The sequence below is a fragment of the Mycolicibacterium baixiangningiae genome (assembly GCF_016313185.1).
GTDB lineage: Bacteria > Actinomycetota > Actinomycetes > Mycobacteriales > Mycobacteriaceae > Mycobacterium > Mycobacterium baixiangningiae.
On the sequence record NZ_CP066218.1, the window covers coordinates 1,557,775 to 1,572,806 of the forward strand.

The 15,032-nt window shown below is 68.4% G+C and carries 15 protein-coding genes and 1 pseudogene; 7 read left to right on the forward strand and 9 right to left on the reverse strand.

Annotated elements, in window-relative coordinates; all coding sequences use genetic code 11:
* Positions 1–23: 23 nt before the first annotated feature.
* Positions 24–1,052 carry a class II fructose-bisphosphatase gene (gene glpX, locus I7X18_RS07355; protein WP_193047736.1) on the reverse strand — a complete coding sequence of 343 codons (1,029 nt, stop codon included), beginning with the start codon at positions 1,050–1,052 and terminating at the stop codon, positions 24–26.
* A 53-nt stretch (positions 1,053–1,105) separates the two neighbouring features.
* Between glpX and I7X18_RS07360 the strand changes: the two genes are divergently transcribed.
* The 5 genes from I7X18_RS07360 (at position 1,106) to I7X18_RS07380 (ending at position 4,672) form a co-directional block, all read left to right on the forward strand.
* The gene (locus I7X18_RS07360; RefSeq protein WP_193047735.1) at positions 1,106–1,765 is read left to right on the forward strand and encodes a DUF4245 domain-containing protein; all 660 of its coding nucleotides are present in this window, start codon (positions 1,106–1,108) and stop codon (positions 1,763–1,765) included.
* Between the two features lie 21 nt (positions 1,766–1,786).
* Complete coding sequence (locus I7X18_RS07365; protein ID WP_193047734.1) at positions 1,787–2,602, forward strand: dienelactone hydrolase family protein; 816 nt, start codon at positions 1,787–1,789, stop codon at positions 2,600–2,602.
* A 145-nt stretch (positions 2,603–2,747) separates the two neighbouring features.
* On the forward strand, positions 2,748–3,026 hold the full coding sequence (locus I7X18_RS07370) for a hypothetical protein (RefSeq protein WP_193047733.1): 279 nt from the start codon (positions 2,748–2,750) through the stop codon (positions 3,024–3,026).
* 15 nt (positions 3,027–3,041) lie between these two features.
* The gene (locus tag I7X18_RS07375) at positions 3,042–3,905 is read left to right on the forward strand and encodes an SDR family oxidoreductase (RefSeq protein ID WP_193047732.1); all 864 of its coding nucleotides are present in this window, start codon (positions 3,042–3,044) and stop codon (positions 3,903–3,905) included.
* Between the two features lie 74 nt (positions 3,906–3,979).
* On the forward strand, positions 3,980–4,672 hold the full coding sequence (locus I7X18_RS07380) for a TetR/AcrR family transcriptional regulator (protein WP_193047731.1): 693 nt from the start codon (positions 3,980–3,982) through the stop codon (positions 4,670–4,672).
* A 9-nt stretch (positions 4,673–4,681) separates the two neighbouring features.
* On the opposite strand, the gene I7X18_RS07385 is transcribed toward I7X18_RS07380, so the two are convergent.
* Genes I7X18_RS07385 through I7X18_RS07410 form a run of 6 tightly spaced genes read right to left on the reverse strand, consistent with a single transcriptional unit; the run spans position 4,682 to position 10,851 of the window.
* Positions 4,682–5,842: an AI-2E family transporter gene (locus I7X18_RS07385; protein WP_193047918.1), complete on the reverse strand. Its 1,161-nt coding sequence runs from the start codon at positions 5,840–5,842 to the stop codon at positions 4,682–4,684.
* A gap of 40 nt (positions 5,843–5,882) precedes the next feature.
* Entirely contained in the window at positions 5,883–6,701 is an 819-nt protein-coding gene (locus I7X18_RS07390) for an SDR family NAD(P)-dependent oxidoreductase (RefSeq protein ID WP_193047730.1), read from the reverse strand.
* Positions 6,702–6,733: 32 nt separating this feature from the next.
* Positions 6,734–7,498, reverse strand: a complete 765-nt coding sequence (locus I7X18_RS07395; RefSeq protein ID WP_193047729.1) for an SDR family NAD(P)-dependent oxidoreductase — start codon at positions 7,496–7,498, stop codon at positions 6,734–6,736.
* Positions 7,499–7,550: 52 nt separating this feature from the next.
* Positions 7,551–8,423, reverse strand: coding sequence for a formylglycine-generating enzyme family protein (locus I7X18_RS07400; RefSeq protein WP_193047728.1), 873 nt, complete (start codon positions 8,421–8,423; stop codon positions 7,551–7,553).
* Complete coding sequence (locus I7X18_RS07405) at positions 8,416–9,300, reverse strand: HAD family hydrolase (protein WP_193047727.1); 885 nt, start codon at positions 9,298–9,300, stop codon at positions 8,416–8,418. The genes I7X18_RS07400 and I7X18_RS07405 overlap by 8 nt, the downstream gene beginning before the upstream one ends.
* Positions 9,301–10,851, reverse strand: coding sequence for an arylsulfatase (locus tag I7X18_RS07410; protein ID WP_193047726.1), 1,551 nt, complete (start codon positions 10,849–10,851; stop codon positions 9,301–9,303).
* A gap of 220 nt (positions 10,852–11,071) precedes the next feature.
* Between I7X18_RS07410 and I7X18_RS30075 the strand changes: the two are divergent.
* Positions 11,072–11,194 (forward strand): annotated as a pseudogene (locus tag I7X18_RS30075) (MgtC/SapB family protein); the annotation flags it as partial.
* A gap of 419 nt (positions 11,195–11,613) precedes the next feature.
* On the opposite strand, the gene I7X18_RS07420 reads toward I7X18_RS30075, so the two are convergent.
* Together I7X18_RS07420 and I7X18_RS07425 are read right to left on the reverse strand one after the other, a co-directional pair.
* The gene (locus I7X18_RS07420; RefSeq protein WP_193047725.1) at positions 11,614–13,029 is read right to left on the reverse strand and encodes a carboxylesterase/lipase family protein; all 1,416 of its coding nucleotides are present in this window, start codon (positions 13,027–13,029) and stop codon (positions 11,614–11,616) included.
* A complete protein-coding gene (locus I7X18_RS07425) occupies positions 13,022–13,930 on the reverse strand; it encodes an MBL fold metallo-hydrolase (protein ID WP_193047724.1) in 909 nt (302 codons plus the stop codon). The genes I7X18_RS07420 and I7X18_RS07425 overlap by 8 nt, the downstream gene beginning before the upstream one ends.
* A gap of 100 nt (positions 13,931–14,030) precedes the next feature.
* On the opposite strand from I7X18_RS07425, the gene I7X18_RS07430 reads away from it, so the two are divergent.
* Positions 14,031–14,933, forward strand: a complete 903-nt coding sequence (locus I7X18_RS07430) for a helix-turn-helix transcriptional regulator (protein WP_198730536.1) — start codon at positions 14,031–14,033, stop codon at positions 14,931–14,933.
* Positions 14,934–15,032: the final 99 nt, after the last annotated feature.

Consider the following 15,032-nt stretch of genomic DNA (forward strand, 5'->3'; position numbering starts at 1 on the left):
GTGGTGTCCCTTTGGGTCGGCGGTTACGGCAGGGGATAGGCGGCGGTGCTGTCACCGATGAAGTCGACAGCGGAGTACTCGTTGAGCTTGGACAGGCGGTGGTAGGCCTCGATCATGCGGACGGTGCCCGACTTCGACCGCATCACGATCGACTGGGTGGTGCACCCGCCGCCGACGTAGCGCACACCCTGCAGCAGGTCGCCGTCGGTGACGCCGGTCGCGCAGAAGAACACGTTCTCCCCGGACACCAGGTCCTCGGTCGTGAGCACGCGGTCGATGTCGTGGCCGGCGTCGATCGCCTTCTGGCGTTCCGCGTCGTCCGTCGGTGCCAGCTTTGCGTGGATGGCGCCGCCCATACAGCGGATGGCGGCGGCGGTGATGATGCCCTCTGGCGTGCCGCCGATACCGGCCAGCATGTCGGTGCCCGAGTTGGGGCGGCACGCGGAGATCGCACCCGCGACGTCGCCGTCGGAGATCAGCCGGATGCGGGCGCCGGCGGCCCGCACATCGGCGATCAGCTGCTCGTGACGCGGCCGGTCGAGAATGCAGACCGTGACGTCGCGGACCGACAACCCCTTGACCTTCGCGACCGCGCGGACGTTCTCCCCGATCGGCGCGGTGATGTCGATGACGTCGACGGCGTCGGGCCCGACAGCGATCTTGTTCATGTAGAACACCGCCGACGGGTCGAACATCGCCCCGCGCTCGGCGACCGCGAGCACCGAGATGGCGTTGGGCATGCCCTTGCTCATCAGTGTGGTGCCGTCGACCGGGTCGACGGCGAAGTCGCAGTCCGGCCCGTCGCCATTGCCGACCTCTTCGCCGTTGTAGAGCATCGGCGCGTTGTCCTTCTCGCCCTCGCCGATCACCACGACGCCGCGCATGGACACCGAATTGACCAGCTCACGCATGGCGTCGACGGCCGCTCCGTCGCCGCCTTCCTTGTCGCCGCGCCCTACCCAGCGGCCCGCCGCCATGGCACCGGCCTCGGTGACGCGGACGAGCTCGAGGGCGAGGTTACGGTCGGGGGCTTCTCTGCGGCGATCCGGCATGGGGAGATTGTCCCAGAAGCTGATCACTGTCGGGGAGCTGGGATACTGGCGTCATGACCGCCGACCCCAGGCAGCCGGAGCCCTCCGCGCCGGACGCGATCGGCCCCGCGCCGCGCGAAGCCAAGCCCCGGCTGTTGAATGACGGCCGCGACATGTTCTGGTCCATCGCCCCGCTGGTGGTGGCGTGCATCGTGCTGGCGGGTCTGCTCGGGATGTGTTCGTTCCAGGGCCGCGGCCCGGGTGAGGGGCCGGCCCCGGCCTACGACGCGGCGCGCGCGCTGCAGGCCGACGCGGATGCGCTGAAGGTCCCGATCCGGCTGCCCGCGCTGCCCGAGGACTGGCAGTCCAACTCCGGCGGCCGGTCGGGCATCGAGGCGGGGGCGCACGATCCGCGCACCGGGCAGACGATGCGGGCGGTGGTGTCGCGAGTCGGCTACCTGGCGCCCAGCGGGCACTATCTGAGCCTGACCCAGAGCAACGCCGACGAGGACAAGCTCGTCGAGTCCATCACCCCCGGCCTCGTGCCGGCGGGCGCGCAGGACGTGGACGGTGTGAACTGGGTGGTCTATCAGGGCGGTGAGGGGGTCGAGCCGGTGTGGACGACCCGTCTGCCGGGGCCCGCCCAGATCGCGATCACCGGGGCCGGCAGCGCGGATGAGTTCCGCACACTGGCGGCCGCGACGCAGAAGCAGCAGCCACTCGCCGCGAGGTAGCCAGGGAGGGGACCGACGCACATGACCGAACCGCAGGCGGCTCCGGAAGCAGACCTCAGTGGCTGGACAGCGGAACCGTTCTCCGCGGCCGGCTACACCCACGACGTGTACCGCAAGGGCGACGGCCCCGGTGTGGTGCTCATCCCGGAGATGCCCGGGCTGCATCCGCATGTGCTGGCCTTGGGCAATCACCTCGTCGACAACGGGTTCACGGTCGCGGCGCCGTCGCTGTTCGGCACACCGGGCGCGCCGGGGATGCGGCCCGGAATGGCGCCCGTCCTGCTCAAAGGCTGCGTGTCGAAGGAGTTCGCCGCGTTCGCGACCAATGCCGACCGCCCGGTGGCGCACTATCTGCGGGCGCTGGCGCGCGACCTCAACGCGCGCACCCCGGGCAAAGGTGTCGGCGTGATCGGACAGTGCTTCACCGGCGGCTTCGCGCTGGCGGCCGCCGTCGACGAGAGCGTGCTGGCGCCCGTGCTCAGCCAGCCGTCGCTGCCGTTGCCGCTGACGCCGAAGCACAAACGCGATCCGGGCCTGTCCGAACGTGAACTGCAGATCATCGAGCAGCGCGCCGCCGACGACGGGTTGTGTGCGCTGGGCTTGCGCTTCAGCCAGGACTGGATGTCGCCGGGGGAGCGGTTCGGCACGCTCAAGAAGCGGTTGGGCGATGCCTTCGAGGTGATCGAGATCGACTCGGGCAAGGGCAATCCGCACGGAATCTCGCCGCTCGCTCACTCGGTGCTGACCGACCAGATCCGTGAGGTCGACGGCCACCCCGCCTACGCGGCACGCAAACGCGTCGTCGAATTCCTCACCGAGCGGTTGTCTCCGGCGTAGCGACCACCAGCAGGCCTTTCCGATCCGCGGGGGTCGATTCGTGCTGCCGCCACCCCTTCTGATTATCGACGCTAGCGGCTAAGCATTAATGGTGATAATATCGCCGCTATCACCATCCGTTATCAACGATAATCAAGGAGTTGTCATGAACCTTCCAGGTCAGATCATGCGAGGGTGTGCCGCCGCAGCAGCGTTGGCGGCATCCGGGGTCGGCTTCGCCGGGGTGGCGTCCGCGGCGCCCACTGGCGGGTCGTCAGTGGCCGACACTGTCCGAGAACTCCGGGCACAGGGCTACACGGTGCGGATCAACGGAGCCGCCAGCGGTCCGCTGTCCCGGTGCTCGGTCGAACAGGTGCGGGGCTTGGGAACCGGCATTGTGCTCGTCGACATCTCCTGCCCGGACAACTTCTCCACCGGCGACTGAGCGGCGAGGCGGAAGATGGACACCATCGAGGGGCAGCCACCGCGCCGGCTGAGCAGACGGTCAATGTTGGCCGCCACCGCCGCCGTAGGTGCCGGAGCCGCCGGCGTGGCCGGTATCGCGGCGGCCGCCGGCGGGGAGGAAGTGCGAGGGAATGGGATGTCGGCGTTGATCACCGGTTCCTCGCGCGGCATCGGGGCGGCCACCGCGCGCAGGCTGGCGGGCGACGGCTACGCGGTCACGGTCAACTGCGTCGTGAACCGGGATCTGGCCGCCGATGTCGTACGCGACATCGAACGCGCCGGCGGCCGGGCCATCTGGGTGCAGGCCGACGTAAGCGACCCCGTGGCGGTGGCGCGCCTCTTCGACGAACACGAGCGCACCTTCGGTGGCCTCGACGTCGTCGTGGCCAATGCCGGCATCATGCGGCTCGCCCCATTCGCCCAGATGACGGATGCGGACTTCGACCGGATGTTCGCGGTCAACATCAAGGGCAGTTTCAACACACTGCGCGAGGCGTCGCGGCGGATCCGCAACGGCGAGCGCATCATCACGCTGTCGTCGAGCATCACCCAGCTGCGAAGCCCGACCTACGGCCCCTACGCCGCAACGAAGTCCGCCCAGGACATGTACGCCGCGATCCTCGCCAAAGAGCTAGCCGGTAGGCAGGTCTCGATCAACGCGGTCGCTCCGGGCGTCGTGGACACCACATTGTTCACCGACGGCAAGACCCCGCAGCAGATCGAGGCGTTTGTCGAGCGCACACCCCTGCAGCGGCTGGGGCGACCCACCGACATCGCCGGCACCATCTCGACGCTATGCCGCGCAGAAGGTCACTGGATCAACGGGCAGACGGTGTTCGCCAACGGCGGGATCGTGTGACGGCCGCCGGAGAGCCGTCGGTTAGCGTGGTGCGCACCGCAGTACGCAACGTATCTCCAGACGACGGATCACCGATGGCACAGTCAGAGCTCGACCCGCGCGAACGCATCCTGCGTGCGGCGGTCGAGCTGCTGGTCGACGACGGCCGCGACGCCGTGTCCACCCGCGCGGTCAGCGCGGCCGCCGGCGTCCAGGCGCCCACCATCTATCGCCACTTCGGTGACATGCGGCATCTGGTGGACGCGGCCGCCAGTCGGGGGATGGCCGACTATCTGGACCGCAAGCGCAGCCGTCCCCACGACGACGATCCTGTCGAGGATCTGCGGGGCGGGTGGGATCTGCACGTCGAGTTCGGGCTGACGTGTCCGCACGTCTACACCGTCCTCTACGGGGACCCCCGCCCAGAGGCGGAACCCGGCGGGGTGTCGGAGGGTAATGCAATCCTGCGCAAGCTGATTCAGCGCATCGCGGCGGCGGGTCGGCTGCGTGTCGAGGTCGAGCGCGCCGCCGAGATGGTGCACGCGGCATGCCGCGGGGTGACGCTCACCCTGATCGCGACCCGGCCGGATGAGCGCGATCCGGAGCTGTCCACCGCCGTCCGGGAGGCGCTGCTGTCGGCGATCACCACCGACGTCGCCGATGAGGGCGGCGGCGGGATCGGCGCCCTGGCCGTCGCGCTCGAGGCCGCGATCGAGTCGGCACCGCCGAGCGCACTGTCGAGCGCGGAGACCACGATGATCCTCGAGTGGTTGGACCGGCTGCACTGACCACCGGTGTCATGCCGCCGTCTTCTTGCCCCGCGGCACCCGGTCACGCACCCGACGCCACCACCGCAGTGCGCGCGGCGGCCCGGACTCGTCGTCCTCAGGCGGGTCGAGCGGAACACCCTTGTAGACAGCCAGATACACGCTGATGGTGGTGACGATGATGATCATCAGCACCGGGCCAAGCACGATGCCCCAGAAGCCGAACATCGCGATTCCCGAGAACACGGCGAGCAGCATCAGCGCCGGGTCGAGGCGCGCGGCCTTCGGCACCAGGATCGGCCGCAGGAAGTTGTCGATGTTGGTGATCACGATGAGGTGGAACAGCACGACGAAGACGCCGCCGATCACGTTCCCGAACAGCGCCATCCCGATGCCGAACGGAATGGTCGCCACGCCGCTGCCGAGCGGGATCACCGACAGCGCGCTCAAGATGACGGCGAAGAAGAAGATCCCCTCGTGGAAGCCGGCGATGTAGATCGAGATCGCGCCTAAGACACCCTGAACCACCGCGATGACGAACTGACCCGAGACCGTGCCGCGCACCATCGCGCCGGTCTTCTCCAAGTACAGATCGGTGATTTCTTCGCCCAGCGGGTTGAGCTGACGGATCAGCGTGCGTATCCGCTCCCGTTTGGTGAGCAGGGACAGGAAGACGTACAGGAAGATGATCGTCGCCGCGACCGCACCGATCACACCGCCCAGCGCGCCCTGCAACACGGCGAGCAGCCACTCGCCGACGCGCTGGGAGACGGTGACCACACCGCTGCGCAGCGTGTCGGGGGTGACGTGGATGTCGAGGTAGGGCACTTTCGCGGCGAGCTTGTTGACCACCTCGAGGGCGCGGTCACCAAGGGTGCTGACGTCCGTCGTCGACATCCACTGGCTGACCGTGTTGACCATCTGGGTGATCTCGATGATCGCCAGGAACACCACGAGGCTGACGGGGACGATCACCGTGAGGATGGCCGCAAACAGCGTCAACGTCGCCGCCAGGCCGGTTCCCAGCCGCCGCCGCAGGCGTTCGTAGAGCGGGGTGAACAGGTAGGCGGCGACGGCGGCCACGACGATCAGGATGAAGAAACCGCGCAGGAAGTAGGCCCCGAACGCCACTGCCAGGAGGGTGACGACCGCGAGCGCGCGTTTCTGGGTCTGGGTCAGGCCTGCGTCGATGCCGCCGGGCACACGCTCGTCTTCCGTCGACACCGCAGCCCTATCCCGCCTCGACCGCCCGCTGCCCAGCCCGCTGTTCGGCGACGAACCGGGCGGACATGCGCTGCATCAGTCCGGGGGCCAGCCGTGCGAAAAGCCAAGCGGCGTGGGCTTGTCGGGGTTTGACCAGGATCGCCTTGTCACGCGTGACGGCGCGCAGGGTGTCGCAGGCCAGCCGGTCGGCGTCGTATGCCGTCGACATGCCCTTGGTGCCCAGGTAGTAGTTGCGGCCGACGAAGCCGCCGATGGCGCCCTTGTCGAGGATCGGGGTCTCGACGGCGCCGGGACAGACCGTGAGCACGCCCACGCCGTGCGCGACGGCTTCCGAGCGCAGCGCCAGCGACAGACCGACGACGGCATGTTTGGTCATCACGTAGCTGGTGACCAGGCCCGCCGCGGTCAGGCCCGCCATCGAGGCCGTGTTGACGATGTGGCCGTGGCCCTGGCTGATCATCTGCGGGTAGGCCGCGGCGACGCCGTGCACAACGCCCCGGATGTTGATGTCGATGATCGCGTTCCACTGGTCGAGCGTGAGCAGTTCGGTGTCACCGCCCCAGGAGATGCCGGCGTTGTTGACCATCAGGTGGAGGCAGCCGGCGCGGGCCACCACGTCGTCGACGGTCTGCTGGACGGCGGCGGCGTCGGTCACGTCGAGCTTCGCCCACCGGGCGCCGAGTCCGCGCGCGGTCGCCTCGGCGGCGTCGGCGTCGATGTCGGTGCACACCACGTCGGCACCCGCCGCGGCCAGCGCCCGGCACAGTGCGGCGCCGATGCCCGAGCCGGCGCCGGTGACGATCGCCTGTTTGCCCGCGAAATGCACTGGATCACGGTTCCTCGCGCGAGCGCTCGTCACTACGCCTCCATGAGCTTCATCACGTGGCCCAGGATGTCGGGGTACCGCTTGAGGTGGGCCCCGCCGTTGAGATCGATGACCTCACCGGTCATCCAGGAGGCGGCCGGTGAACACAGGAAGGCCACCGCGGCGGCGACGTCCTCAGGTTTTCCGGCCCGGCCGAGCGGGGTGTTCTCCAGGTACTCCTCGACCACGCCGGGAATGCTGGCCGCCGGATCGGTCAGCGGGGTGTGCACGAAACCGGGTGCGACGGCGTTGACGCGGACGCCCCGCGGCGCCATCTCCAGTGCCGCCACCTGGGTGAGCATCGACAGGCCGGCCTTCGCCGCGCAGTAGGCGCTCATCCCGGACGCGGCCTGACGGCCGTTGAGCGACGAGATCTGCACCAGCGCACCGCCTTCGCGCAGGACGCGCCCGGCGTGCTTGGCGACGACGAAGCCGCCGGTCAGGCAGACGTCGATGACCTCGCGGAACTGGTCGACCGGCATGTCCACGATCAGGCCGACGTTGCTGAACCCGGCGCAGTTCACCACCGCGTCGAGCGGGCCGGTCTGGTCGAACAGGCGTTTCACCGAATCTTCGTCGGTGACGTCGGCGGCCGCCGACGTGTGGGGTTCACCGAGGGCGGCGGCGCGCTCGCGGGCGCCGTCGCCGTTGCGGTCGGCCAGGACGACGCGGTAGCCGTCGGCCGCGAGCGCCTGGGCGCTGGCCCAGCCGATACCCGAGGCGGCGCCGACGACGACGGCGGTGCGGTTGGTGGTCATGGGTCCTAAAACTAGAACACGTGTCAGGCGCCGTCGCCGAAACGCCTGTTTCTCACCGGCGCACGCAGCGGAAGCCGATGTGGCTCATTCCGGTGTCGACGGGTTGCCCGCGCCGCGCCGCGGGCCGGTAGCGCAGGCAGTAGGAGTCGGCGCACAGAAAGGACCCGCCCTTGACGACTCGGCGCGGCATCCGGAGCTGCGGCTGGGCCGGGTCGTAGCTCTCCTCGGCGCAGCAGGCCGTGCCGCTCGCGGTGTAGAAGTCCGTCGTCCATTCCCAGACGTTGCCCGCCATGTCGTAGAGGCCGTACCCGTTGGGCGGGAAGCTGCCCACTGCGGCGGTGCGGCCGTAACCCCGATCCGGACGCCACGGGAAGTCGCCGTGCCAGTAATTGGCCAGCCGCTCTCCTTCGGATTCCGGGTCGTCGCCCCACGTGTAGGTCACCTGGTCCAAACCACCCCGTGCTGCGGTCTCCCACTCCGCCTCGGTGGGCAGAGCCAGCCCCGCCCACGCCGCGTAGGCCTCGGCATCCTCGTAGGCGACGTGCACGACGGGGTGGTCGGCGCGCTTGTCGATGGAGGAGCCGGGCCCGACGGGATGGCGCCACGATGCGCCGGGTGTCCAGGCCCACCATTGGCTGAGGCGGCGCAGGTCGACGGGCCCGTCGGTGCGGCGGAACACCATGGAGCCCGGCTGCAGGTTCACCGCCGGTGCGCCGGGGTACTTCGCGGGATCGAGCGGCCGCTCCGCGACGGTGACGTAGCCGGTGGCGGTGACGAATTCGGCGAACTGCGCGTTGGTGACGGCGTGGCTGTGCATCAGGAATTCGTCGACGCGCACCGGGCGGGCCGGGGCCTCTTCGGGGTAGTGCGCGTCGGAGCCGAGTATCGCCGTCTGGGCGGGGATGCGGACGAGGTGGTCAGTCACCGAAGACGGTCGCCCAGTCGTCGCGCATGCTGATCACGGTCCAGCCCTGCGTCGCTGCATGTTCGAGCACGCGTTCAGCGCCAGCGGTGTAGGCGAATTCGCGGTCGCCGTCGTCATGGTGCACCAGCAATCGCAGACCACCGCAATACCGCAGCATCTCGTCGTCGCCGTTGGAGTTACCCACCGCAAGGACGGGCCGCCGGCCGATGCGGTTCCAGATGCGGACCGGCTTCTCAGGACCGTCGTCGAATACGTCGAGCGTCGGCTGGATCAGCAGATCGCCTGTGTCGCTGAATTTCAGGCCCTGCGCACTGCCCACCACGCGTTCGGGCGGAATGCCGTACAAAACGCCGGTGACTGGACGCATGAAGTCACGGCCGCCGCCGGAGACGATGTAACAGGTGAACTGGTGAGCCTCCAGATACCGCAGCAGCTCGACCATCGGTGCGTAGGTGCACTCGCGGTACGGACGGCCGAGCGTCGGGTGGTCGGCTCGGGCGAAGAAGTCCGAGACGCGCGCCGCGTACTCCTCGACGGTCAGCGACATGTGCAGCGAAAGTCCGGCGGCGGCAAGCAGTTTCAGGTCGTCGTCATCACCCTGATAATGCTTGGTGATGGCGGCGCCGAACCACCGCAGGTCGCCGTCGGATGCGGCTGTGTACGGCTGTTGCGCGGCGAGTGACGGATCGCCTGCGGCTTTCTCCGCCAGCCGGCGTACGACGAAGTCGAGCTGGATGTAGGCGGGCTTCTCACACCACAGGGTGCCGTCGTTGTCGAAGACGGCGACGCGTTCCTCCGGTGGCACCTCGGCGGCGGTGTGTTCGACGAAGTCGACGATGGCCGACTTCGTGGGTCCGTCGCGCCACTGGTCGAGCATTTAGTCGGACGCCAGGAACGCCTCGAGCTTCTCCACGATCTGGTCGATGCTGAAGCTGGCCGGTGGATGGCGAGGCGGGAACCCCCGGAACGTGTCGAGGAAGGCCGACGCCATCGCGGTGGCATAAAAGGCGAAGAAGTCGCGCCGCATGAACCAGTCGTAGTAGGTGTTCGACGTGATGTCGGCGTACTCGAACGGGTCGGTGCGCAGATTGAACAGCTTGGGCACCCGAAGCTCCGTGAACGGTTCGGCCCAGATCCGCAACGTCCCCTGGCAACGTTGCTCGGCGAACACGATCTTCCAGTTCTCGAACCGCATCGCCACCAGTTGCGCGTCGTCGTTGAAGTAGAAGAAGCCTCGTCGCGGGCTCGACTCGACATCGCCCGTGAGATACGGCAGCAGGTTGAAGCCGTCGATGTGCACCTTGTATTCGGTGGTGCCGTCCGCCCCGGCCCTGTGGCCCTTCTTGAGTTTCTCGACGATGTCCGGCTCGCCTGCCGCGGCCAGGAACGTCGGCAGCCAATCGTGGTGCTGGACGATGTCGTTGGATACCGTGCTGGCCTTGATCTTTCCGGGCCAGCGGATCAGCTCGGGAACGCGGTAGGCGCCCTCCCAGTTGGTGTTCTTCTCACTGCGGAACGGTGTCGTCCCCCCGTCTGGCCACGAGTTGCGGTGCGGGCCGTTGTCCGTGGAGTAGACGACGATGGTGTCCTCGGCGATGCCGAGTTCGTCGAGCACGTTCAGCACGGTGCCGACGTTACGGTCGTGATCGATCATCGTGTCGTGGTAATCGGACTGCCACAGGCCGGCCTGCCCTCGGCTCTCGGGCTTGGTGTGGGTGTAGAGGTGCATGTGGGTGAAGTTGCACCACACGAAGAACGGGTTGCCGTCGTCGTGTTGACGCTTGATGTAGTCGACGGTGGCATCGGCGATGTCGTCGTCGATGGTTTCCATGCGCTTGGCGGTCAACGGACCGGTGTCCTCGATGGTCTGTTTCCCGACGGGCCCGAACTTTGGGTCATCGCTCTCGGTCGAGACTTCTTCGGTGGCCTTGCATTTCAGCACCCCGCGGGGCAGGGCGAAGTCGTGAAGTCGCGGGAACTGATCCTTGTGCGGATAGTCGAAGTTCTCCGGCTCCTCCTCGGCGTTGAGGTGGTACAGGTTGCCGAAGAACTCGTCGAATCCGTGCACGGTCGGCAGGTACTTGTTCCGATCGCCGAAGTGGTTCTTCCCGAATTGCCCTGTGGCATAACCGAGCGGTTTGAGCAGCTCGGCAATCGTCGGATCCTCAGCAGCCCAGCCGATGTCGACGCCCGGCACACCGACCTTGCTCATCCCGGTGCGGTACACGCTCTGACCGCTGATGAAGGCGGCGCGGCCCGCGGTGCAGCTCTGCTCACCGTAGGAATCCGTGAACCGCATGCCCTCCGCGGCGATGCGGTCGATGTTGGGGGTGCGGTACCCCATCAGGCCATCGCTGTAGCAACTGAGATTGCTGATGCCGATGTCGTCGCCCCAGATGACGAGGATGTTGGGTTTCCGGTCGGGCATAGCGGCCCCCTTGCCGTCGCGTCGATGTCGATCGTAGGAGTGCCGGATCACGCCGTCCCGGTATTCACCGAAGCGTCATCTTTTACGCGTGTCCGGGTGTCTCCTAGGTGCTGGCCGGCGCACAATCGCAGGCATGCTGGCCGTCGACCTGCTCACCCGTGTCGGCTTGGCGACCCTGCTGGGTGTGGCGATCGGCCTGGAACGGCAGTGGCGCTCCCGCATGGCCGGTCTGCAGACCATGGCGCTGGTGAGCACGGGCTCCGCCCTCTATCTGATCCTGGGCGCCTACAGCTTCCCGGGCGCCGATCCGACCCGGGTGGCAGCGCAGATCGTCTCGGGCATCGGCTTTCTCGGCGCCGGGGTCATCATGAAGCAGGGCCTGTCGGTGACTGGCCTCAATACGCGGCCACGCTGTGGTCGACCGGGGCTGTCGGTGCGCTGGCCGGCGCCTGGTTGTGGCGTGAGGCCATCGCCAGTGGGGTCATCGTCGTCGCGGTCAACCTGCTTCTGCCCCGCTGGCGGAAACGATGGACCGCCGCAGGAACTGGGCCGGCAGGGAGCATTCACCGGTGAACTACCTGCTGACGGTGGTGTGTCGCGACGACCACGACACCGACGTGCGGGAGTTGCTGATTCAGACCGTTCCCGACGAAGCCGCCGAAGGCCTCCCTCGGCCCTGAACGGGTGGCGCTGGGACCGAAGATCAACCGCTTCGAGACCGTCGAGGCGGACGACACCGAGCCGGCGCGGCGGATCCGGCCGTCACCCGCTGAATTCGCGCACCGAGTCGGGCGCCCACCCGGGGTCCCCGGTAGTGGCGTAGTCCACCCACGCCCCGTGCACGGCCGAGGCGAGAGCCCGCGGTGGCTCCTCGGGGCCGAGCAGCCCGGCCGGTCCGCGCAGCACCGGTTCGTGGAGACGGTCGAAGACGAAGGGCAGCTCGACAGCGTGGGCGGCGCCCAACCGGCCGCCCACGGCCGCCGACCGCCACGAGAAGCGGTACTCGTGCAGCGGCACGGCGGCGTGTGACGAGTGTGCGTCGATGAGACGCCCTGTGCCCGAAACGAACAACGCGTCGCCGAGCATCGCCGAGCGGATCTGGCCCCACGTGGCATGGGGGTAGCGGTCACAGTATTTGGCGACGGCGGTATCCGGATCGGCATGCGTGCGGTCGGCCAGGTCTCGTACGTCGTTTTCGGTCGTGGTCTCGAGGGTGCCCTGCGGCACCAGGTACAGGTTGCCTTCCTGCGCGTTGGTGCCGATCAGCAGCGGCACCGAGGCCCCGACGCCCGCGGCGACTGCGTCGGCGGGCTGCCGGTCCATCACCACACTGAACGGGCTGAGCCCGGCCAGCGGATCGAACCTGCGTCGGGTGCGCAGGTCCACCCCCGCGAGCCGAGAGCCCACCGCGACGAGTTCGTCGTCGGAGAAGCCGACGAACCCGTCGACGGTCGGATCCGTGCCGAGCAGCTGCGCGACACGGTGGGTGACCCGGGCGGCCTGTTCGCGATCGAAGGCTCCGGTCCCGTTGCCGCTCTGCATGATCGCGCGCCGCAGCAGGGGACGGGCGTCGGGCGTGGCGAGCAGAGCCCCGACCAGGGTGGCCCCCGCGGACTGGCCGAACAGGGTCACGTTGTCGGGGTCACCGCCGAAGCTCTCCGCGTTGGCCTTCACCCACTTCAGCGCGGCCAGCACGTCGAGCAGCCCTCGGTTGGGCGGGGCTCCCGGCAGATCCAGGAATCCGACGATGCCCAGCCGGTAGGTGACCGTCACCAGGACCACGCCGTCACGTGCGAACGCGGCACCGTCGTACAGCGGTGATCGGGTGGAGCCGGAGACGAACCCCCCGCCGTGTACGAACACCATCACCGGTCGTCCGACGGCGCCGCTGGGCGCCCACACGTTCAGTGTCAGGTACTCCGGGTCGCCGAGACGGGCGGTGCCGAAGAACGGTGACATGTCCAGCGCCCCGAAACCGCTACGGGGTGCCTGCGGCGCCGCGGGACCCGGCTCGGCGGCGTCCCGCACCTGCGTCCAGCCGGGATGCGGCGCCGGTTCGGCGAACCGCGCCGCGCCGGTCGGTGGTGTGGCGTAGGGGATTCCGAGGAAGACCGAGTATTCGTCGACGGTGCGGCCACGGACGTCGCCGGACGTGATGACGACGACGGTCTCAGACATGGGTCACCCGGGTGAACGGCGCCCACCGCTCGATCGCGAACGTGTCGCCCTGGCGGGTCACCTCCGCACCGCCGTGCCCGCCGAGGTGCGCGGGGAACACGAGCGTGTTGGTGTCGGCGGCATAGCCGAGCAGCCGCCGCCTGGTGGCCCTGGCGGCCGCGGGATCCTCGCAGAAGCAACTGTTGACGTCGGGCTCCACCAGCTGCAACGCGGTGTGCAGCAGATCGCCGACGAACAACGCTCTGTCCGTGCCGGATTCGAGCGTCACGATCGAGGAGCCGGGGGTATGGCCGGCAGCCAGGTCCAGCCGCAGGTTCGCGTCGATGTCCCACTGCCCGTCCCACAGCTGGACCAAGCCGGCGTCGGCGACCGGTGCGACGCTGTCGGCGAAAACGATGCGGCTCGCGGCGCCGAGGCGGGACGGATGGCCGTTGGCCGGATTCCAGAAGTCGAAGTCGGCCCGTGGCATCAGGTAGGTGGCGTTCGGGAATGTCGGCACCCACTCTCCGTCGCGCAACGTGGTGTTCCAGCCGACGTGGTCGTTGTGCAGATGGGTGTTGACCACGATGTCGACATCCTCGGGCCGGATCCCGGCCGCGGCGAGGTTGCCGAGGAATTCTGTTTCGAGGTGGTCCCACACCGAATCGGGCCGCACCTTGTGGTTGCCGACACCGGTGTCGACGAGGATGGTCCTGCCCTCGCTGCGCAGCACCCACGTCTGGATGGCCGAAACGCACACGTCCGCAGCGGGGTCGTAGAAGTCGGGTGCCAACCAGCTCTGGTTGGCCTTCCATGAGCTGCAACGACTTTCGGGAAAGAAGGTTTTCGGCGAGAGCTCGACCGACCCGTAGTACTCCATGACCCGGGTGATCGAGACGTCGCCCAATACGAGTGTGTTCACCCGTTCAGCGTGCGGCGGTTGCGCCACCGCAACCAGCCCCGGTGGTGCCTACCCCTGCCAGGGTCAGGCACGCACCGCGCGGCCGGCGCATAGTGGAGTCGTGACGTTTCCCACGCTCGGTGAGTTCCTGCGGGCGCGTCGCGCGCTGCTCGATCCGCATGACGCGGGCCTGCCGGTGATCGCAGGGCGGCGACGTGTGGCCGGGTTGCGGCGCGAGGAGCTCGCCCAGCTGGCCGGCGTCAGCGTCTCGTACTACACCCGTCTGGAGCAGGGCCAGTCGGTGAACGCCTCCGAGGTGGTGCTCGACGCCCTCGCCGGTGCATTGCGCCTCGACGAACACGAGCGGCGCCACCTGCACGCGCTGGCCAGTGCACGGCCGAAACGTGTCAGCCGGCCACCGGTCGAACGGCTCGACCCGTTGACCCGTGACCTGCTGCGCTCACTGGGCGACGTCCCCGCGATGGTGACCGGACGCCGCACCGACGTGCTGGCCTGGAATCCGCTGGGGCACAACTTGATCGCCGATCACGTCGACCCGGCGTCCGTCGACCGGCCTGCCGAACGCCCCAACCTCGCCAGGATGTTGTTCCTCGACGGCCATACGCGTGAGTTGTACGTCGACTGGCACCGCAAGGCGCGCGCCGTCGTCGGCAACCTCCGCCACGTCGCCGGGCGCCACCCCGACGATCCGCTGTTGGCCGGACTCATCGGCGAACTGTCGATGAAGAGCCTGGATTTCGTCGCGTTGTGGCGTGACCACCGGGTCAAACCGTGCGAGGCGGACTCCTACGAACTGCGCCACCCGATGGTCGGTTCGGTGACCGTCACCCAGCACAACCTGACGGTGGCGCGGTCCGCCGACCAGTCACTGTGCGTCATGACCACGGCCGAAGGCTCGACGTCGGCGGACACCCTCGCACTCCTGGGGGGACTGATACGCGACCAGTCCGCACCCGCCCCGGCGCCGGAGCCCGCGCCGTTCGGGCAAACGGTAACTCCCTAACCGGCAGGCGTGCATTTTCCCTGTTTGCGGAACGGCGGCGGCGCCCCGTCAGTTTCCCGGTGCCGTTTTGGGGCCAACGGGCGGAAATATTCGCACCAT

Coding starts and splice junctions, on each gene's coding strand:
- I7X18_RS07365 (WP_193047734.1), top strand. CDS start 1,787: ATGACCGAACCGCAGGCGGCTCCGGAAGCAGACCTCAGTGGCTGGACA.
- I7X18_RS07375 (WP_193047732.1), top strand. CDS start 3,042: ATGGACACCATCGAGGGGCAGCCACCGCGCCGGCTGAGCAGACGGTCA.
- I7X18_RS07420 (WP_193047725.1), bottom strand. CDS start 13,029: ATGTCTGAGACCGTCGTCGTCATCACGTCCGGCGACGTCCGTGGCCGC.
- glpX (WP_193047736.1), bottom strand. CDS start 1,052: ATGCCGGATCGCCGCAGAGAAGCCCCCGACCGTAACCTCGCCCTCGAG.
- I7X18_RS07405 (WP_193047727.1), bottom strand. CDS start 9,300: ATGCTCGACCAGTGGCGCGACGGACCCACGAAGTCGGCCATCGTCGAC.
- I7X18_RS07370 (WP_193047733.1), top strand. CDS start 2,748: ATGAACCTTCCAGGTCAGATCATGCGAGGGTGTGCCGCCGCAGCAGCG.
- I7X18_RS07360 (WP_193047735.1), top strand. CDS start 1,106: ATGACCGCCGACCCCAGGCAGCCGGAGCCCTCCGCGCCGGACGCGATC.
- I7X18_RS07395 (WP_193047729.1), bottom strand. CDS start 7,498: ATGACCACCAACCGCACCGCCGTCGTCGTCGGCGCCGCCTCGGGTATC.
- I7X18_RS07410 (WP_193047726.1), bottom strand. CDS start 10,851: ATGCCCGACCGGAAACCCAACATCCTCGTCATCTGGGGCGACGACATC.
- I7X18_RS07380 (WP_193047731.1), top strand. CDS start 3,980: ATGGCACAGTCAGAGCTCGACCCGCGCGAACGCATCCTGCGTGCGGCG.